Source organism: Actinomadura monticuli, from assembly GCF_041463655.1.
GTDB lineage: Bacteria > Actinomycetota > Actinomycetes > Streptosporangiales > Streptosporangiaceae > Spirillospora > Spirillospora monticuli.
In genome coordinates this window covers 186157-205766 of sequence record NZ_JAXCEI010000003.1, presented here as the reverse complement: position 1 = coordinate 205766, position 19610 = coordinate 186157, and the positions used below count along the sequence as shown (strand labels likewise).

The following is a 19610-nucleotide window of genomic DNA, read 5'->3' as shown; positions in this document are numbered from 1 at the left end:
GACCCTGGCGCGCGTCCGAACGGACGCTGGCCTTCCCGGGGTAACCGAAGGGACGGACGATGCGAGTACGTGCTTTCAGGGGCCGCTGGACGGTGTTCGCGGCCGTGGCGATGACCGGTGCGCTCGCCCTGTCGGGCTGCGGAGGCGACGACGGCGGATCGAAGAACGACAGCTCCGAGGTCGAGGTCTTCTCCTGGTGGACCGGTCCCGGTGAGGCCGACGGCCTGAAGGCCATGCAGGCCGACTTCGAGAAGAAGAATCCCGGGACGAAGTTCGTCAACGCGGCCATCGCCGGCGGGTCGGGCACGCAGGCGAAGGCCGTCCTGGCGAGCCGGCTGCAGAACCGCAAGCCGCCGGACTCGTTCCAGGGCCACGCGGGCGCCGAGCTGCTCGACTACATCAAGGCCGGGCAGATCGAGCCGCTGGACGACTTCTACCAGCGGAACAGCCTGAAGTCGGTCTACCCGCAGCAGCTCCTCGACCAGATCACCTACAAGGGGCACATCTACTCGGTCCCGGTGAACATCCACCGGTCCAACGTGCTCTGGTACAACCCCGACATCCTGAAGGACGCGGGGGTCGACGCCCCGCCGAAGTCGATCGCCGAGTTCATCACCGCGCTGAAGGCCGTCAAGGACAAGACGGAGAAGGTGCCGCTGTCGCTCGGCGCGCAGTGGACGGCCGACCACCTGCTGGAGAACGTCCTGCTCGGCGACCTCGGCACCGACGGCTACAACGCGCTGTGGAAGCCGGGCGCCGACTGGAGCACCCCGGCGGTCACCAAGGCGCTGAACGACTTCGGCGAGATCATGAAGTACACGACGCTGGAGGCCGCGTCCACCGACTGGCAGGGCGCCGCGAAGGCCGTCGTGGACGACAAGGCCGCGTTCAACATCATGGGCGACTGGGCGTACGGCTACTTCGTCGGCGACGCGCCCAACGGGCTCGGCAAGAAGCTCGACACCGACTTCAAGTACGCGCCGGCGCCGGGCACCGAGGGCACCTACATGTGGCTGTCGGACAGCTTCACCCTGCCCAAGGGCGCGCCGCACAAGGCGGGCGCGGAGGCGTGGCTGAAGGAGGTGTCCAGCAAGGAGGGGCAGGACCTGTTCAACCCGAAGAAGGGCTCCATCCCCGCGCGCAAGGACGCCGACAAGAGCCTCTACACCGGCTACCTGCAGACCGCGTTCGAGGAGTGGAACAACCCGCAGACCAAGCTCGCGGGCTCGTTCTGGCACGGCGTGAACGCCAACAACAAGTGGCACACCGACATCGACACCGCGATCGGCCTGTTCCTGCAGAACAAGGATGTGGCCAAGCTCCAGCAGGGGCTGGTGAGCGCGGCCGAGAACAGCGGACAGTGACCGCCGCGGACTCGGAGCAGGACCGGAAGGCGGCGGCCCCCGGCCGCCGGGACGCGCCGGAGGGACACCGCTCGTCGTTCCTCCGGCGCGCCCGCGCGTGGCTGCCGGGGCTGCTGCTGGTCTCGCCGTCCATCGCGGCGATCGGCCTGTTCGTCTACGGCCTGCTGTTCTGGAACACGCGGGTCGCGCTGAGCGGCAAGCACGACGAGGTCTCCGAGTACGGGTTCGACAAGGGCAGGAATTTCGTCGACCTGTGGGACCAGCCGAGCTGGCCGGGCGCGGTGAAGCACGCGCTGCTGTTCACGGCCGTGTTCGTCGTCGGCGCCCTGATGCTCGGCGCGTTCCTGGCGTTCCTGATGGACAAGGGCGTCCGCGCCGAGGCGGGCTTCCGGGTCGTGTACCTGTTCCCGATGGCGGTGTCGTTCATCGCCAGCGGCGTGGTGTGGCGGTGGCTGATGAACCCGGCGCCGCCGCAGCGCGCGGTCGGGTTCAACCAGCTGTTCGACAAGCTGCATCTCGGCTTCCTGTCGAACGACTGGTGGCAGAACCCGGACTGGGGCATGGCGGCGATGGCCCTCCCCGCCATCTGGCAGATGTCCGGTTATGTCATGGCTCTGTATCTGGCCGGGTTCCGCAGCGTCCCGGAGGAACTGCGCGAGGCGGCGCGGGTGGACGGCGCGTCGGAGTGGAAGGTGTACCGGTACGTGGTCTTCCCGCAGCTCCGGCCGGTGACGCTGTCCGCGCTGATCATCCTCGGGCACATCTCGCTCAAGGTGTTCGACCTGATCATGGCGATCGCGGGCAAGCAGATCATCACCTACGTCCCGGCCATCGCCACCTACGTGGAGATCTTCGACCGGCACGATCCGGCGAACGGCGCCACCATCGCCACGTACATGCTGGTCGCGGTGGCCGTGCTGGTCATCCCGTACCTGGTGTGGTCGGTGCGGTCGGAGCGGACCCGATGACCGCCGCGGGCGCGCCGGGCCGCCGCTCGTCCGGCGGCGTGCAGGCGGTGAGGCTCGCCGTCCTGCTGGCGTTCGTGCTGCTGTTCCTGATCCCGGTCTACGTGCTGGTCGTGACGAGCTTCAAGCCGCTGGACGAGGCCGACCCGAGCAGCGCGTGGAACCTGCCGGCCCACTGGAGCACGTCCGGCTGGAGCTCGGCGTGGGAGGCGCTGAGGCCCGGCCTGGAGAACAGCGTCAAGATCGCCGTGTCCGGGTCCGTCATCTCGGCCGTGCTGGGCTCGCTGAACGGCTACGTCCTGTCCAAGTGGCGGTTCCCCGGCGCGGACGTCGTGTTCACGCTGTTCCTGTTCGGCATGTTCATCCCGTACCAGGCGGTCATGATCCCGCTGGCAGGGCTGCTGACGGACATGGAGCTGTCCGGCACGATCCGCGGTCTCGTCCTCGCGCACGTCGTGTACGGCATTCCGATCTGCACGCTCATCTTCCGGAACTACTACGTCACCATTCCGGACGAGCTGATCGAGGCGTCCCGGGTGGACGGCGCCGGCATGCTGCGCACGTACTGGTCGGTCGTCCTGCCCGTGTCGGCCCCGGCGTTCGCGGTGACGCTGATCTGGCAGTTCACGTCGATGTGGAACGACTTCCTGTTCGCGGTGTTCCTCGGGGCGCCCGACAGCTGGCCGGTCACGGTGATGCTGAACAACACGGCGGGCTCGGGCGCGGTCGCCGTCCAGTACAACCAGCAGATGGCCGAGGCGCTCCTGGCGTCCCTGCCGACCCTCCTCGTCTACCTGCTGCTCGGACGGTTCTTCATGCGCGGCCTCATGGCGGGGGCTCTGAAGGGATAAGCCACACGAGTGCGTCAACCTCGCACGGGTCTCGGGCGTCACATGGGTGATCGAGATCCGCATGGGAGTCGAACGGCCCGGCAGCCGTCCCATGACGGACATCAACCCTTTCGACCCGTCCATTGGCAATTCAGCCGGGATGCGCCTAGCCTCTCGGGCATCGTCGCGCGGTACTCCGGCGTCCCGCCGGCGCCTCGGCGATCCCCGGGCCGGCGGGGACGGGACGAGCTGTGGAGGTGGGCGCGTGCAGGCGATGAGTGTTCAGCAGCCTTGGGCGTTCGCGATCGCGCGCGGCGGCAAGACCGTCTCGAACCAGGCCCTGCCGACCGCCTACCGCGGTCCGCTCCTCGTCCACGCCTCGCTGCGCGTCGACCTGAAGGCGTGCGACTCGCCGCTCATCCGGGCCGCCGGCTGGGACCCGCGCGACCCGCTCGCCACGATCGGCGCCATCACCGCCGTCGCCGAACTGGAGGACGTCTGCTCCGCCGCCGCCGTCCGCGACGGCTCGTGCGACTGCGGCCCCTGGTCGGAGCGCGGCTTCCACCACTGGCACCTCACCGCCGTCCGGCCCCTCCCCCGCCCCATCGTGGCGCTCGGCCGCACCGACCTGTGGCAGCCGCACCCCACCCTGGTCAACGAGGTGGAGACCATGTTCGCCACCGCCGCCCTCAACTCCTGAGGGCTTCGGCGGCCTCGCGGAGGCGGCGGAACTCGGCGGCGATGCGGTCGAGGGGCCAGCTCGCGTTGAGGCCGCTCGGATTGGGAAGGACCCAGATCTTCGCCGGGCCGAACGCCTCGTCCTGCGGGCCGATCTGGGTGCGGGGACGGCCGAAGGCCGTGCGGTAGGCGGTGACGCCCGCGACGGCCAGGTAGGCGGGGCGGTGCCGTCCGACGAGGGCCCTCAGGCGTTGCCCGCCCTCGCGGAGCTCGGCGTCGGTCAGTTCGTCGGCGCGGGCCGTGGTGCGGTGCGCCAGGTTGGTGATGCCGAGGCCGTAGCCGGGCAGGAGGTCCTGCTCGGACGGGTCCAGCAGCCGGTCGGTGAAGCCCGAGCGGTGCAGCGCGGGCCAGAACCGGTTGCCGGGACGCGCGAAGTGGTGCCCGGTGGCGCCGGAGTACAGGCCCGGATTGATGCCGCTGAACAGCACGCGAAGCGTCCCCCCGCCCCGCGGCAGGACATCGGCGAGGACACGGTCGCGAGCGGCCTCCAGATCAGCCTTCGTAGGACGCATCGGACCAGACTACGAACGATCACCACCCGCGGACGAACCTCTGACCGCGTCAGCGGCTTCACGGAGCCGGCAGAGTTCGTCGGCCTTTCAGGCGGATGCCTCGGTGAGGCGCTTCAGCTGGTCGTCGGTCAGGACCGTGCGGGCGGCCTCGACGAGGGGCGGGAGCTGGTCGAGGGTGCGGGCGCTGGCGATGGGGGCGGCGACGGTCGGCTGCGCGGCGAGCCAGGCCAGCGCCACGGTCGCGACGGCGGTGCCCTGCTCCTCGGCGACGATGTCGAGCGCGGCCAGGACCCGGCTTCCGCGTTCGGTCTCCAGGTACTCGGCGGCGCGGCCGGCGCGGACGCTGTCCACCTTCGCGCCGGGGCGGTACTTGCCGGTCAGGAAGCCCGACGCGAGGCCGTAGTACGGGACGGCGGCCAGCCCGTGCCGTTCGGCGATGTCGCGGCGCGGCCCCTCGTAGGTGTCGCGGGACACCAGGTTGTAGTGCGGCTGGATGGCCGTGTAGCGGGCGGTGCCCTCGCGCTCGCTGAACGCCAGGGACGCCTCCAGCCGGTCGAGCTCGATGTTCGACACCCCGATCTGGCGGACCTTCCCGGCGGTGACCAGCTCGTCCAGCGCCGTCATGATGTCCCCGACGGGCACGGACTGGTCGTCGAAGTGGGTGAAGTACAGGTCGATGCGGTCGGTGCGGAGCCGCCGCAGCGAGTCGTCCGCGGCGGCCTTGATGTTCGCCGGGGCGAGCCCGCGGCGGTCCGGATGCCGGCCCACCTTGGTCGCGATGACGATGTCGTCGCGGTTGCCGCGCGACTCCGTCCACTCGCCGATGATCGTCTCGGACTCGCCGCCGCTGTTGCCCGGGGCGGACGCCATGTAGGAGTCGGAGGTGTCGACGAAGTTCCCGCCGGCCGCCGCGTAGGCGTCCAGGATCTCGAACGAGCGCTCCTTGCCGGTGGTCCATCCGAACACGTTGCCGCCCAGGCACAGCGGGAAGACGTCCAGGTCGCCGATCTTCTTCATGTCAGCCATGTCGTGATCCAATCAGAGAGTCCGGGACGGCCATTCCCGCCGGACGCCGGAACACTCCTGGCAGCATTTCCGTATGGTCACCGCCCGCCTCGCCTTCGGCCGCGCCGCACCCTGGCCCGCCCCTCGGCCGGGCGCCGCCTCCAGCAGCTCACCGGCGTCGCCTTCATCGGCTTCGGCCTCCGCCTCGCCGTCGCCCACTGAGGACGCGAAACGGGCCGCCCCTTCCGGAGCGGCCCGTCGCGGCGGTGCGGGTTACTTGCGGATCAGGTTGCGGAGGACGTACTGGAGGATGCCGCCGTTGCGGTAGTAGTCCGCCTCGCCGGGGGTGTCGATGCGGACCGTGGCGGTGAACTCCTTGCCGTCGGCCTTCACGGTGACCTCGTCCGGGACGCCGCCCTCGTTCATCGCGGTGACGCCGGTGATGTCGAAGGTCTCGGTGCCGGTCAGGCCGAGCGACTCGGCGGACTCGCCGTCCTTGAACTGCAGCGGCAGGACGCCGAGGCCGATCAGGTTCGAGCGGTGGATGCGCTCGTAGGACTGCGCGATGACCGCGCGGACGCCGAGCAGCGCGGTGCCCTTGGCCGCCCAGTCGCGGGACGAGCCGGAGCCGTACTCCTTGCCCGCGATGACCACGAGCGGGACGCCGCGCTCGATGTAGTTGCGCGAGGCGTCGTAGATGAACGACTGCGGCGCCCCCTCCTGGGTGAAGTCGCGGGTGTAGCCGCCCTCGACGTCGTCCAGGAGCTGGTTGCGGAGCCGGATGTTGGCGAACGTCCCGCGGATCATGACCTCGTGGTTGCCGCGGCGCGAGCCGTAGGAGTTGAAGTCCTTGATCTCGACGCCGTTGTCCTGGAGGTACTGCGCGGCGGGCGTGCCGACCTTGATGGCCCCGGCCGGGGAGATGTGGTCGGTGGTGACCGAGTCGCCCAGCTTCGCCAGGACGCGGGCGTCGTGGATGTCGGTGACGGGCTCCGGCTCGGCGCCCATGCCGTCGAAGTACGGGGCCTTGCGGACATAGGTGGACGAGGCGTCCCACTCGAAGAGGTCGCCGGTCGGGATGTCGAGGCCCGTCCAGCGCTCGTCGCCCTTGAAGACGTCCGCGTAGCTCTCGGTGAACATGTCCTGGCCGATGGACGACTCGACGATCGAGGCGACCTCCTCCGGCGCGGGCCAGATGTCGCGCAGGTAGACCGGGCCGTCGGTGCCCTCGGCGATCGGGTCGTTGAGGATGTCGATGTCCATCGTCCCGGCGAGCGCGTAGGCGATGACCAGCGGCGGCGACGCCAGGTAGTTCATCTTCACGTCGGGGCTGATGCGGCCCTCGAAGTTGCGGTTGCCGGACAGCACCGCGGTGACCGCGAGGTCGTTGTCGTTGACGGCCTTGGAGATCTCCGGCTGCAGCGGGCCGGTGTTGCCGATGCAGGTGGTGCAGCCGTACCCGACCAGGTTGAAGCCGATCTTGTCGAGGTACGGGGTGAGGCCGGCGCGCTCGTAGTAGTCGGTGACGACCTGCGAGCCGGGCGCGAGGGAGGTCTTCACCCACGGCTTGCGGGTGAGGCCCCGCTCGACCGCGTTCTTGGCCAGCAGCGCCGCGCCGATCATCACGTACGGGTTGGACGTGTTGGTGCAGGACGTGATGGCCGCGACGGCGACGTGGCCGTGGTCGAGCTCGAACTCGGTGCCGTCCTCCAGCTTCACCGGGACGCGGTTGTGCGGACGGCCGGACCCGTTGGCGTCGACGTGCCGGGGCTTGTCCCCGTTGGTCTCGTGCGTGATCGCCGGGGTGTCCGAGGCGGGGAAGCTCTCGTCGGACGCCTCGTCCAGCGCGCCGAGGACGCTCTCGACGTAGTTCTGCACGTCCCGCCGCCAGGTCGCCTTGGCGTTCGCCAGGGCGATGCGGTCCTGCGGGCGCTTCGGGCCGGCGAGCGACGGGACGACCGTGCCGAGGTCCAGCTCCATGTACTCGGAGAAGTCGGGCTCGACGGACGGGTCGAGCCACATGCCCTGCGCCTTCGCGTACGCCTCGACGAGCGCGATCTGCTCCTCGCCGCGCCCGGTGAGCCGCAGGTACTTCAGCGTCTCGTCGTCGATCGGGAAGATGGCGCAGGTGGAGCCGAACTCGGGGCTCATGTTGCCGATGGTGGCGCGGTTGGCCAGCGGCAGCGCGTGCACGCCCTCGCCGTAGAACTCGACGAACTTGCCGACCACACCGTGCTCGCGGAGCATCTCGGTGATGGTCAGCACCAGGTCGGTCGCGGTCGTCCCGGCGGGCAGCTCGCCCGTGAGCTTGAAGCCGACGACGCGCGGGATGAGCATCGAGATCGGCTGGCCGAGCATCGCGGCCTCCGCCTCGATGCCGCCCACGCCCCACCCGAGCACGCCGATGCCGTTCTCCATCGTCGTGTGCGAGTCGGTGCCGACGCACGTGTCCGGGTAGGCGACGCCGTTGCGGTCGAACACGACGCGCGCGAGGTGCTCGATGTTCACCTGGTGGACGATGCCGGTCCCGGGCGGGACGACCTTGAACTCGTCGAACGCCGTCTGCCCCCAGCGCAGGAACTGGTAGCGCTCCTTGTTGCGCTCGTACTCGCGCTGCACGTTGCGCTCGAACGCCTGCGGCGTGCCGAAGTAGTCGACGATCACCGAGTGGTCGATCACCATCTCGGCCGGCGCCAGCGGGTTGATCTTCGTCGGGTCGCCGCCGAGGTCGCGCACGGCCTCGCGCATCGTGGCGAGGTCCACCACGCACGGCACGCCGGTGAAGTCCTGCATGATCACCCGGGCCGGGGTGAACTGGATCTCCTTGCTCGGCTGGGCCTGCGAGTCCCATTGGGCGAGCGCGCGGATGTGCTCGGCGGTCACGTTCGCGCCGTCCTCGGTGCGCAGCAGGTTCTCCAGCAGCACCTTCAAGCTGTACGGGAGACGGGCCGCGCCCTCGACGGCGTCCAGCCGATAGATGTCGTACGACTTGTCGCCAACCTGCAGCTTGTCAAGGCTGCCGAAGCTGTTCGCGGACACGGACTCCTCCTCCATCGCAACCGCGCGTCCGGTCCGGGACATGAGCGCGCGGCGCTCGTCTTGATCTTCAGTGTGCCCATCCCCTGGGCCGGCACGGGGCGGCGCGCGGCGGGACGGTGCTCGTCTACCTTGATCCTGCCTTAGTCGGCCCCATCACCCGCAATCAGGGCCGCCTAACTTCCGCAGGTTTTCTCTTGACGTCAAGCTATCCTCAATTTATCTCGACATCAAGCTACTTGCACCCCCGTCCGCCGGCGCGGAAAGGGGTGTCCGGATGGCACGGACGGCGGCCTCCCCGACAACCCGCCCAGGGCCGACCACTGGTTCTGGCAGTCGGGCGACCGCAACGACGACTACTGGTACCCGCAGGGCCTGACGACCAGCGCCGACCATCTCGGCGAGGGGACCTACAACGGCCGTGAGGTCCAGCTCGTCTCCTGGTACAGCGAGCACGCGACGAACAAGGGCGTGCGGGTCAGCTTCGTGGACATGAGCGACCCGTCCGCGCCCGCGTACTGCGCTTCCCCTGAGATCGTGGAGACCGAACCTGGGAGAAGGTTGGGTCGTTGGATACCGAGAGACGCTCGTTCGATCCGGAGTTTCGGGCCGGAGCGGTGCGCATCGTGCAGGAGACCGGCCGGCCGGTTGCGCAGGTGGCGCGTGATCTGGGGATCAACCAGTACACGCTGCACAACTGGGTGAAGACTTCGGCTGCCAGGTCGCACGGAGACAGGTCGGCGGTGCCGGACGGGGTGTCCCAGAGTTCCAGGCGTCGTTGCCGGACGGCCTGCTGCTTGCGTTCTTCGATGGCTTCGGGCGCGAGGCGCTGGACGATCCGCCTGATCCGGCGGCGCAGTTGCCCTGTGGTCTGGGTGGACGCCTTCTCCAGCGCCGCCGTCTGGACCCGTTGGGTCACCTGCCGGGGAAGGCTCTCGGTGAGGTCGCTGATGACTCGGGCTTTGGCCAGGTCGACGCGTCCGGCTTCGAGGGCGGCACCGGTGGCGGCGAGCGGACCGGTGAGGCTTTCGGCCAGGTGCAGAAGGGTGGCGGAGGCGTTGCTGGTGATGGTGAGCGCGGCGGCGACCTCTTCGGTGACCGATTCGCGGGCCGACAGGATCCGGTAGTCGGGGTCGCCATCGGCTTCGGCCTGGGTACGACGCTGGGTGAGTTCGGCGATGGCGGCCAACTCCCGCGCCTGCGCCCAGGAAGTCTGGCGGCGCGCGGCGGCTGCGACCTGGAGTAGCTCGTCGTCGGTCAGATCGGCCAGACGCTCTTTTCCGCCGGAGAGGCAGATGGCCAGTTGCGGGCCGGGAGGAAACCACTCCCGATCCGCCCATTCACGCTGGCGACCAACGATTTCTGCGGGGACCGACACAAGGATTCACCTCCAACCCGATTCCATTGCCTAATTGTATCGCGACCTACCGTCAACCTTGGCGGGCATTCTGGACACGCCACATTACTGTCACCTTTATCTTCTGCCCGCCAACACGAAAGGACGCTCCTTGCACTCAGCTCCCATCCAACGGTCAGCGCTCCGTGAGGCGCCCGGCAAGAACGTCGGTGATGATTTCACCGTTCGGCTTGTCGGGCGCCTCCGCCAGCGCGTTAGAGGGAGTTCCAGAAGGAGCAGTTGCTGGACGCGGCTGTGTCGGTTCGGTGGATGCCACCTGGGCCGGACGCCAGTGACAAGACGTCGTTCGGTGTTCGGAAACGCGGCCATGACGGCGCCTGGCGCGCCTTCGGGATGCCGCTGCGGGCGAAGGACGTCCAGTAGCCCACCATGGCGTCGGAGAGGCGCTGCTGCTCCGCGTTCAGGTCACCGAACAGGCCCGGGAACAGGAACGTCAACTCGCTGGTGTGCTCGGCGCCCTCCTCGAATCCCGGGACGTCCACCAGCGGTGGAGCGGCGCGATCGGCGAACTGGTACGCGTACACCGGGACGCCCGCACGATCGAGCAGCGCAAAGGCGTCCTGGTGTGCGCACGCCGACAGGATCTCGTGGGAATCGGTCTGCAGCGTCGCCAGCGCGATCCTGGGGTCGGGGAAGTCCGCCGCCGGGTAGCGGGCCAGTATCGCGTCCGCGTCGGTGCCGTAGGTGGAGCGGACGATCTCCTCGTACTGAGCCGCGGTGATGGGGTCCGGGTAAGAGAGGGAGACGAACAGGCGCATCTCGTCCAGCGTGTTGCCGTGCATGACCGGCACCCGGTTGAAGCGGCCCCGTTCGATCGCCTGCTCGGGCTGTAACGGCAGGACGCGGTCGCCGCCCGCGACGGGGCCCGCGTCCGTGGCCTTGGCCTCGAAGCTCTCCAGTACCGTCTTGACAGGTGCCGCGCGAAGGCAGGCGGCGACGGCGGAGACCGAGTCCTTGTCGCACCCCATGTCCTCCGCGATCGCCGCCCCGTCGGCCTCGGCCGCCGCTACGGTGCGCGCGGGCGCGGTGCAGGTGTAGCTCTGTGCGATGATCTTGTGGAATAGGCCGGCGGCGGTCGGCGAGGCGAGGTTGGCGCAGGTGTTCAAGGCCCCGGCGGACTCGCCGAACAGCGTGACGTTTCCGGCGTCCCCGCCGAACGCCTCCGCGTTGCGCCGTACCCAGCGCAGGGCGGCCTGCTGGTCGAGCAGGCCGTAGTTCCCCGACTGGTGGCGCCGGTCGGGGCCGGTCTCCAGGTCCGGGTGCGCGAGCCAGCCGAAGGGGCCGAGGCGGTAGTTGATGGTGACGACCACGACGTCGCCGTCCACGGCCAGTTTGGCGGCGTTGTGGACGCTCGCGGTGCCGGTCGTGTTACCGCCACCGTGCACCCACACCATGACGGGCAGCCGGTCACGGCCGTGCGTGCGGGCCGGCGTGGTGACGTTCAGGTAGAGGCAGTCTTCGACGTAGGACGTCTCACCGCCGTAGGGCGGAGGGAGTTGCGCGCATTGTTCGCGCGGGGACGTGGCGTCGTACACGTCCGGCCAGGCGCGCGCCGGCTGCGGTGGCCTGAAGCGCAGGCTTCCGGTCGGCGGTGCGGCATAGGGGATGCCCTGGAACAGCCGGTAGTCGGTTTTCACCTGGCCTCGCACCGGTCCGAGATCGGTGCGGACGACGGCGGACGGTTCCGGCGCCCGGTGCTGAGCCCCGGCCGGAGCCGCCCCTCCTAAGACGAGGGCGGATACGAGCAGTGGGATGGCGGTGAGCCTCACAGAGTCCCCTTTCGGTGCGACACCACATCTGACTCCCCCGATGCCTGGATCCCGCGGGACCAGCCCCCCGATCTCTCCGATCCAAATGACAACCCGATCCCAGGGAGGGTGCAAGCGACCTACGTGCAGATCATCCAAATAGTGATGATTATGCTGCCTCGTCCGTTACACGGAAACATCGCCGTGTTAGGACGACAGGGCTGTTTCGGACCAATACCACTCACGTCACGGAGCCCGTCAAGGTCGTCTCAACCAGCGGCGTGATACTGGCGGATCAGCCAGGTCTCCTCGGACCGTTCAGCGACGACGGACAGCCGCACCGGGCGCTCCTCGCCCCCGGGGGCGGTGAAGGTCACCTGTGCGAATCCGCTCACCAGACGTTCGCTCAGGCGGATTTCGGCGAGCACTTCGGCCTTGGCGGTCGTGCCTGCGGGGACGTCGCCGTAGTAGCCGGCGATCTCCGCCGGGCCCTGGCGCAGGTGGGGGCTGACGCCTTGGAAGAGCGCGTCCGGGCTGAACAGTGCGGCCAGGTCACCCGGCCGGTGTCGGTCGAAGGCGCGCTGCCAGGTGTCCAGCAGCCCGGCGAGAACCCCGGCGGGCCCCGGCCGTCCGGTGTGCAGGACCTCGTGCTCCCACTGGTGGCGCGGCTGGGCGTGCAGCCGCCAGTAGTGTTCTGCGATGTCGTCGGGGTCGAAATCCGTGCCCGGGGCCACGGGACCGGCGACGGTGACACTGGCGGCGTGCACTCCGGCGTCCCCGTACTGCTGGTGGAGGAGCCGCACCAGGGTCCGCACTCCGGCCTTCCCCAGAGACAGGCTCGCATACTGCGGTTTCGGCTCGGGCATGCCGCCGGTGACGAGAATCGATCCGCTCCCGCGCCGCGCCATCGACGGCGCCAGATGCGTGGCGGCGGTGAGCGCGCCCACGACGTTGACCGCCCAAGCATCCAGATGTGCGCGCGCCGACAGTTCCCCCGGCGCGTCGGCCTGGACGATCGCGGCGTTGTACACCAGGACGTCGGGCAGACCGATCTCGGCAACGGCTCGGTCCAAGGCGGCTCGCAGCGCATCCTCATCGGCGCTGTCGGCTGCCAGGGCCACGACCGGCACCCCGGTGGACCCGATGCCGTGCGCCGCGGCTCGCAACGTCTCCTCACCGCGGGCCACAAGGGCGATCGGGTGTCCCTCTCGGGCGAACCTGCGGGCGACCGCCCGACCGATCCCCGGCCCCGCTCCGATGACGACCGTTCCGGACATCCTGCCTCCTCGGAAATCCCCGTTCAGGAATATTCGGAACGCTAAGGCGTCACATCAATGTGAAGGTCAATCCGGAGCGGGACGGAGCGGCGGATGCGGATCGGTGAGCTTGCCAGCACGACGGGGGTGAGCCGGCGGCTGCTGCGTTACTACGAGGACCAGGGCCTGCTGCACCCGGCACGACTGGCCAACGGTTACCGGGAGTACGACGACGCCGATGTCACCGCGGTGCGCCACATCCGCGCCCTCCTCACCGCCGGGCTTCCCACCGCGGCCATCGCCGGACTCCTGCACTGCGTGCGCGACGAGGACGGGCGGACGGTGCCGTCGCCCTGCCCGACCATGATCACCAAGCTTCGGCAGGAGCGTTCCCGCATCACCGAGACGATCACCCGGCTCCGAACGTCCCAGCAGGCGCTCGACTCGTTCCTCGCCACCGCCCTGCTCCAGACCCGTCCCACGCCGGCGGAGTCCACGCCGCCGCGGTCACGGGAAGCGAGTGCCCCGGCAGGCGACCGTTGAGGCGCCACCGACCGGTTCCGCCCCTCCGCGGTGCAGCCGCAGCACGGCGTGACCAGCCCGGTAAGTGATGGTTGTACTGTCTCGTCCGTGACAACGGGGAAGTCCCTGACAACGGGGAAGACGGCGCCGCTCGGACGCCGGCTCTGGACGATGCTGATCGTGCTCGGCTTCGTCGGGCAGCTCGCCTGGACCGTCGAGAACATGTACCTCAACGTCTTCGTCTACGACACGATCAGCGGGAACCCCGACGTGATCGCGGCGATGGTGGCGGCGAGCGCGGTCGCGGCGACGGTCGCGACGCTGACGATCGGGGCGCTGTCCGACCGGCTGGGGCGCAGGCGCGCGTTCATCGCGGCCGGCTACCTCGTGTGGGGGCTGTCCACGGCGGCGTTCGGGCTGATCAGCGTGGACGCCGCCGCCGGGATCGCGCCGGTCGCCGACGCGGTCGTGGTCGCGGCGGTCAGCGTGATCGTCCTCGACTGCGTGATGTCGTTCCTCGGGTCGGGCGCGAACGACGCGGCGTTCCAGGCGTGGGTGACGGACGTGACCCGGACCGAGAACCGCGGACGGGTCGAGTCGGTGCTGGCCGTCATGCCGCTGATGTCGATGCTCGTCGTGTTCGGCGGGTTCGACTGGATGACGCGGGACGGCCAGTGGTCGCTGTTCTTCCTCGTCATCGGGCTGATCATCGCGGCGGCCGGGGTCGTCGCGTGGGTGTTCGTCCGGGACCGTCCCGTGGAGCGGCACTCGGACGGGTACCTCGGCGCGCTCGTGCACGGGCTGCGCCCCGCGGCGATGCGCCGGAACCCCGGGCTGTACCTCGCGCTGGCGGCATGGTGCGTGTGGGGCGTCTCCACGCAGGTCTTCCTGCCGTACCTGATCATCTACCTGGAGCGGTACCTGGACATCGGCGGGTACGCGCTGGTGCTCGCCGTCGTCCTGACGGGCGCGTCGGCGGTCAGCGTGGCGGCCGGCCGGGTGATCGACCGGGTCGGGAAGGCGCGGTTCCTCGCGCCGGCGGTCGCGGTGTACGCGGCGGGGCTGCTGCTGATGGCGGTCGCGCGCGGCATGGTCCCGGTGATCGGGGCCGGGCTGGTTCTGATGTCGGGGTTCATGCTGGTCCTGGCGCCGGTCGGCGCGCTCGTCCGGGACTACACGCCGCCGGGGCGGGCCGGGCACGTGCAGGGCCTCCGGATGGTGTTCGCCATCCTCATCCCCATGATCGTGGGACCGTGGCTCGGCGCGGCCGTCATCAAGGGCGCGGACGAGCGCTACGAGGAGCTCGGCGTGCTCAAGCACGTCCCGACGCCCGCCGTGTTCGTCGCGGCGGCGGCCGTGCTGGTGCTGATCGTTCCGCCGGTGGCGGCGCTGCGCCGCCGGGACCCGACGGCGAGGGAGGCCGTGCGATGACGCTGCTCACCAGGTGGGGCCGTGCCCTCGACCCGGACGCGGTGCTGCCGGAGTATCCGCGCCCGCAACTCGTCCGCGAGGGCCACCTCAATCTCAACGGGCGCTGGGAGTACGCGTTCGCGGACGCGGAGCCGGCCGAGTACGACGGCGAGATCGTCGTGCCGTTCTCGCCGGAGTCGGCGCTGTCGGGCGTCGGCCGGCGGCTCCTCCCGGACGAGACGCTCTGGTACCGGCGGGCCATCGAGCTGCCGGACGGGTTCCAGCGGCCGGGCGACCGCGTCCTGCTGCATTTCGGCGCCGTCGACCAGACCTGCCGCGTGGCGGTCAACGGCCGGGAGGCCGGACGGCACGACGGCGGCTACCTGCCGTTCAGTCTCGACATCACCGGCCTCCTGGAGGACGGCGCCGGCGAACTCGTCGTCGAAGTGCGGGACCCGTCCGACACCGGAGACCGCGGCTGGGGGAAGCAGAGGCTCAAGCGGGGCGGCATCTGGTACACGCCCCAGTCCGGCATCTGGCAGACGGTGTGGATCGAGTGCGTACCGGCGGTGCACGTCGAGCGGCTCACGCTCGTCCCGCATCTCGACGATGCGTGCGTCGAGGTGACCGTCCACGCGGCCACCCACGAAACGGCACGCATCGAGATACGGGCGAACACCGAGATGCGGGCGAACGAGGGAATACGGGCTGACGGCGAGGTCGTCGCACGTGCGGAGGCACCGGCCAACGAACCCGTACGGCTGCCCGTCCCGGACGTCCGCCCGTGGAGTCCCGAGGACCCCTTCCTCTACGACATCACGGTCGAACTCGGTACAGACCGCGTCGAAAGCTACGTCGGGATGCGGTCGTTCGGCACCGGCCCCGACGAGAACGGCGTCCCCCGCCTCCTGCTGAACGGCCGCCCGTACTTCCACGCCGGCGTCCTCGACCAGGGCTACTGGTCGGACGGCATGTACACGGCGCCGTCCGACGAGGCGCTGGTGCACGACATCGCCACCATGAAGCGCCTCGGCTTCACCATGCTCCGCAAGCACATCAAGGTGGAGCCGTGCCGGTGGTACTACCACTGCGACCGGCTGGGCATGATCGTCTGGCAGGACATGGTCAACGGAGGCGGCCCGTACCGCCCGGAGGTCGTCACGGCGCCGGCCGTACTGCCGCTGCGGCTGGACGACGCGAAGCACAGGCGTTTCGGGCGCGCCGACCCCGCCTCCCGCGAACGCTTCCGCGAAGAGACGCGCGAGACGATCGAGCACCTGCGCAACGTGGTGAGCATCGCCGTGTGGGTGCCGTTCAACGAGGGCTGGGGCCAGTTCGACGCGGCGGACGTCGCCGCCGAGATCAGGGCGCTCGACCCGACGCGCACCATCGACCACGCCAGCGGATGGCACGACCAGGGCGCCGGCGACCTGCGCAGCCTGCACGTCTACTTCCGGAAGTTCCGGGTGCCGCGCCGCCGCGACCCGCGCGTCCTCGTCCTGTCCGAATACGGCGGATACAACCTGCGCGTCGACGGCCACGCCTTCAGCGACAAGGACTTCGGCTACAAGCGCTACGAGGACGCCGGCCGGCTCGGCGCGGCGTTCGCGCGGCTGCACGCGCGGCAGATCGTCCCGGCGATCCCGCGCGGGCTCGGCGCGACCGTCTACACCCAGCTCTCCGACGTGGAGGACGAGCTGAACGGCCTGCTCACCCACGACCGCGAGGTCTGCAAGCTGCCGGCGGACCTGGTCCGCTCGGTGAACGCGCGCCTCACCGCCGCGCTCGGCGCGCCCCTCACCAGCGCTGGCGGGCCTCCTCCGCCCACCCGGTGAGCCCGTCCACGTCGATCCACGCGCCGTCGTCGGCCTGGACGCGCCCGCTGAAATGCCCGAAGCACTGGTGGGTCTCGGTGCCGACGACGCCCAGCTCGGTGCGCGCGACCTTCTCGTGGAACGGCCGGAACTCGACCTCGACGCGCTTCCCCGCGATCGTCCACGGGCGCAGCCAGTCGTCCCGGTCGTAGGACCAGTCCAGCTCCTCGCCGATCTTGTGGAGCCGGCCGTCGACGAGCACTGCGTTCTCGGTCATGCCGGTGCCGTCCGTCCACCTGCCGCCGAACTGCAGCGACAGTCCCGGCCCGCTCGCCGCCGCCCAGTTCCACGTCATCCGGTACGGCCATTTCCCGCGCCCGTGGTCGAGGACGGCGAAGGCCCCGTCGCCGATCTCGTGCTCCCCCGACGGCAGCGTCAGCCGTCCCCGCACCGGGCGCCCGACGTCCTTGACGGTGTACTGGAAACGGTGCGGCCCCCACGGGATCACCACGCCGAGCGACTCGTGCCCGTCCGGCAGCGGGACCTCGACGTCGAGATCGGCCACCCCGGGCGCCAGCGCCCGGATCCGCGTCCCCGACGGGCGCTGCCGGACGCCGACCGCCACTCCCCCGCCCCGCACGGACGCCTCGCCGGCGCCGCTGCGGTCGGGGAACACGGCGCCGCGCGCGAACGGGACCACCGCGTCCTTCCCGGTCTCCGCGCCGGTCTCGCGGTCGAGCACGTAGACGCCGTGGACGCCGGCGTAGTCGAGCGACGACGCGACCAGCCCGACGATGTGCCGGGGCGTGACGATGCCCCAGTACTCCCAGCGCTTCACCCGTCCCCACCCGCGCAGGTTCGCCCGGTGCAGCGGCCGACGCGTCCAGCCGACCGCGTCCGGGTTCAGCCGCCCGTCCGGCAGGCACAGGTCGACGGGTCCGGTGATCTCGCGCTCGTGCGTGCCCATCCCCGGAGCCTACCGACCGGCCGTCGACGCTGGTCACGCGGTCGGGACGCGACCGGAACGCCGCCATTCCCCCCGCGAACCGCCGAGGTGGGGAATGGCCTGTTCAATGGCCTCGGCGCCGGGGGCTCGGCAACGGTTCGGGGCGGCAAGGGCACCGTTTAAATAAGTCCATACCTTGGCCAGAGTTTCTCTCGTGCCGGACCGGTCGATCTCTCCAAGGTGATCATTGAACCGCTCTGGAGCGTCGAGGAGCACGATCGCGCGCTGGACCGGCTCGCGGCGCGGGAGAACTTCCCGGTGGCGGCGCGGCTGCTCCCCGCCCGGCACCGGGCGGGCCTGCGGGCCGTCTACGGGTTCGCGCGGCTCGTCGACGACATCGGCGACGAGGCGCCGCGGGAGCAGCGGTCCAAGCTGCTCTCCCTGGTGGACGACGACCTGGACCGCGTGTTCGCCGGGCGGACGCCGGACCTGCCGCAGTTACGGCGGCTGGCGGCGACGGTCCACGCGCACCGGATCCCCGAGGCGCCGTTCCGCGACCTGGTGCGGGCCAACCGGCAGGACCAGGTCGTCCACCGGTACGAGACGTTCGATGAGCTGGCGGGCTACTGCGCGCTGTCGGCCGCGCCCGTGGGGCGGATCGTCCTGCACCTGTTCCGGGCGCACCGGCCGGCCCTGGTGGCGGCGTCCGACGACGTGTGCACGGCGCTGCAGGTCATCGAGCACTGCCAGGACGCCGGCCAGGACTACCGGGACGGGCGCGTCTACCTGCCCGGCGAGGACCTGCGCCGGTTCGGCTGCGCCGAGGAGGACCTGGCGCGCCCGGTGACGCCGACGCGGCTGCGCGGCGTGCTGGCGCTGCAGGCGGGCCGCGCCGCAGAGCTGCTGGACCGCGGCGCGCCGCCGCTCATGGCGGGCCTGACCGGCTGGGCCCGGATCGCGGTCGCCGGCTACGTGGCCGGGGGGCGCGAGGCACTGTCGGCGCTGGCGCGCGGACGCTACGACGTCCTCGCCCGCCGGCTGCGCCCCCGGCACGCCACCTTGCCCGTCAGATGGGCACAGACGCTTTCACCGCGCGCGCTTGGAGGGGGACGGCGATGACGGTTTCGGAGGCGTGCGAGCGTTCCGAGCAGGTTTTCGAGGCGTACCGACACTGCGAACGGGTGGTGCGCGACGAGGCCCGCAATTTCTCCTACGGGATCCGGCTGATGCCGGCGCCGAAGCGGCGCGCGATGAGCGCGATCTACGCGTTCGCGCGCGGCATCGACGACATCGGGGACGGCCCGGAGCCTGCGTGCGTGCGGCTCGACCTGCTGGACCGGTCGCGGCAGCGGCTGCTGACCGTGCAGGAGGTGCTGCGGCGGCGCACGGACGTCCGGGCGCTGGAGGGGCATCCGGTACTGACGGCGCTGGCGGACGCGGCGGCCCGCTACCCCATCCCGCTGGAGGCGTTCGACGAGCTGATCGACGGCTGCGAGAACGACGTGCGGGGCTCCGACTACGACACCTTCGACGACCTGCTGCGGTACTGCCAGCGCGTCGCGGGGACCGTCGGGCGGCTGTCGCTCGGGGTGTTCGGGTCGGACGGCCGGCAGCGGGCGGAGGGCCTCGCCGACTCGCTCGGCGTCGCGCTGCAGCTCACCAACATCCTGCGCGACCTGCGCGAGGACCGGCTGGCGGGGCGGACCTACATCCCGAAGGAGGACCTCGACCGGTTCGGCTGCACGCTGGAGCTGGACGAGTCGGGCACGTTCATCGACCCGCCGTGGCGGCTGAACGAGCTGGTCGGCTTCCAGGCGGAGCGGGCGCGGGCCTGGTACGCGGAGGGGCTGCGGCTGCTGCCGCTGCTGGACCGGCGCAGCTCCGCCTGCACGGCGGCGATGGCGGGCATCTACCGGCGGCTGCTGGAGACGATCGCGGCGCGCCCGTCGATCGCGCTGAACGGCCGGGTGTCGCTGCCGACGTGGCAGAAGGCCGTCGTGGCGGCGCGCGCCCTGTCGGGGGTGGAGCGGTGAGCGGGGCCGGACGG

At 70.5% G+C, this 19610-nt stretch carries 15 protein-coding genes and 1 pseudogene; 9 read left to right on the top strand and 7 right to left on the bottom strand.

Annotated features, from left to right (window positions below; translation table 11 throughout):
* Positions 1-59 precede the first annotated feature (59 nt).
* From SM611_RS07490 to SM611_RS07475, 4 genes are all read left to right on the top strand, one after another.
* The gene (locus tag SM611_RS07490) at positions 60-1364 is read left to right on the top strand and encodes an ABC transporter substrate-binding protein (protein WP_371948288.1); all 1305 of its coding nucleotides are present in this window, start codon (positions 60-62) and stop codon (positions 1362-1364) included.
* A complete protein-coding gene (locus SM611_RS07485; protein ID WP_371948287.1) occupies positions 1361-2332 on the top strand; it encodes a carbohydrate ABC transporter permease in 972 nt (323 codons plus the stop codon). The genes SM611_RS07490 and SM611_RS07485 overlap by 4 nt, the downstream gene beginning before the upstream one ends.
* Entirely contained in the window at positions 2329-3180 is an 852-nt protein-coding gene (locus tag SM611_RS07480; protein ID WP_371948285.1) for a carbohydrate ABC transporter permease, read from the top strand. The genes SM611_RS07485 and SM611_RS07480 overlap by 4 nt, the downstream gene beginning before the upstream one ends.
* A 253-nt stretch (positions 3181-3433) precedes the next feature.
* Positions 3434-3859, top strand: coding sequence for an ASCH domain-containing protein (locus tag SM611_RS07475; RefSeq protein WP_371948283.1), 426 nt, complete (start codon positions 3434-3436; stop codon positions 3857-3859).
* Here the strand turns inward: SM611_RS07475 and mug are convergent.
* The 6 genes and pseudogenes from mug to SM611_RS07445 all read right to left on the bottom strand — a co-directional run bounded on the left by mug (position 3849) and on the right by SM611_RS07445 (position 12892).
* On the bottom strand, positions 3849-4409 hold the full coding sequence (gene mug, locus SM611_RS07470; protein ID WP_371948282.1) for a G/U mismatch-specific DNA glycosylase: 561 nt from the start codon (positions 4407-4409) through the stop codon (positions 3849-3851). The genes SM611_RS07475 and mug overlap by 11 nt on opposite strands.
* A gap of 87 nt (positions 4410-4496) precedes the next feature.
* Positions 4497-5435: an aldo/keto reductase gene (locus SM611_RS07465; protein WP_371948280.1), complete on the bottom strand. Its 939-nt coding sequence runs from the start codon at positions 5433-5435 to the stop codon at positions 4497-4499.
* A gap of 252 nt (positions 5436-5687) precedes the next feature.
* Positions 5688-8453, bottom strand: coding sequence for an aconitate hydratase AcnA (gene acnA / locus SM611_RS07460; RefSeq protein ID WP_371948279.1), 2766 nt, complete (start codon positions 8451-8453; stop codon positions 5688-5690).
* A 742-nt stretch (positions 8454-9195) separates the two neighbouring features.
* Positions 9196-9828: pseudogene (locus SM611_RS07455) on the bottom strand (DUF222 domain-containing protein); the annotation flags it as partial.
* Positions 9829-10061: 233 nt separating this feature from the next.
* Positions 10062-11636 (bottom strand): carboxylesterase/lipase family protein, encoded by a 1575-nt coding sequence (locus SM611_RS07450; protein WP_371948277.1) that lies wholly within the window; start codon positions 11634-11636, stop codon positions 10062-10064.
* A gap of 248 nt (positions 11637-11884) precedes the next feature.
* Positions 11885-12892 (bottom strand): SDR family NAD(P)-dependent oxidoreductase, encoded by a 1008-nt coding sequence (locus tag SM611_RS07445; protein WP_371948276.1) that lies wholly within the window; start codon positions 12890-12892, stop codon positions 11885-11887.
* Positions 12893-12985: 93 nt separating this feature from the next.
* Here SM611_RS07445 and SM611_RS07440 point away from each other — a divergent pair, with 93 nt between their 5' ends.
* From SM611_RS07440 to SM611_RS07430, 3 genes are all read left to right on the top strand, one after another.
* On the top strand, positions 12986-13414 hold the full coding sequence (locus SM611_RS07440) for a MerR family transcriptional regulator (protein ID WP_371948275.1): 429 nt from the start codon (positions 12986-12988) through the stop codon (positions 13412-13414).
* Between the two features lie 87 nt (positions 13415-13501).
* Positions 13502-14824, top strand: coding sequence for an MFS transporter (locus tag SM611_RS07435; protein ID WP_371948273.1), 1323 nt, complete (start codon positions 13502-13504; stop codon positions 14822-14824).
* Positions 14821-16638: a glycoside hydrolase family 2 protein gene (locus SM611_RS07430; RefSeq protein WP_371948271.1), complete on the top strand. Its 1818-nt coding sequence runs from the start codon at positions 14821-14823 to the stop codon at positions 16636-16638. Before SM611_RS07435 ends, SM611_RS07430 begins: the two co-directional genes overlap by 4 nt.
* Here SM611_RS07430 and SM611_RS07425 read toward each other — a convergent pair.
* A complete protein-coding gene (locus SM611_RS07425) occupies positions 16601-17584 on the bottom strand; it encodes a DUF2804 domain-containing protein (protein WP_371948269.1) in 984 nt (327 codons plus the stop codon). The genes SM611_RS07430 and SM611_RS07425 overlap by 38 nt on opposite strands.
* A gap of 219 nt (positions 17585-17803) precedes the next feature.
* Here SM611_RS07425 and hpnC point away from each other — a divergent pair, with 219 nt between their 5' ends.
* On the top strand, positions 17804-18682 hold the full coding sequence (hpnC, locus tag SM611_RS07420; protein ID WP_371948268.1) for a squalene synthase HpnC: 879 nt from the start codon (positions 17804-17806) through the stop codon (positions 18680-18682).
* On the top strand, positions 18679-19596 hold the full coding sequence (locus SM611_RS07415; RefSeq protein WP_371948267.1) for a phytoene/squalene synthase family protein: 918 nt from the start codon (positions 18679-18681) through the stop codon (positions 19594-19596). The genes hpnC and SM611_RS07415 overlap by 4 nt, the downstream gene beginning before the upstream one ends.
* Positions 19597-19610 lie beyond the last annotated feature (14 nt).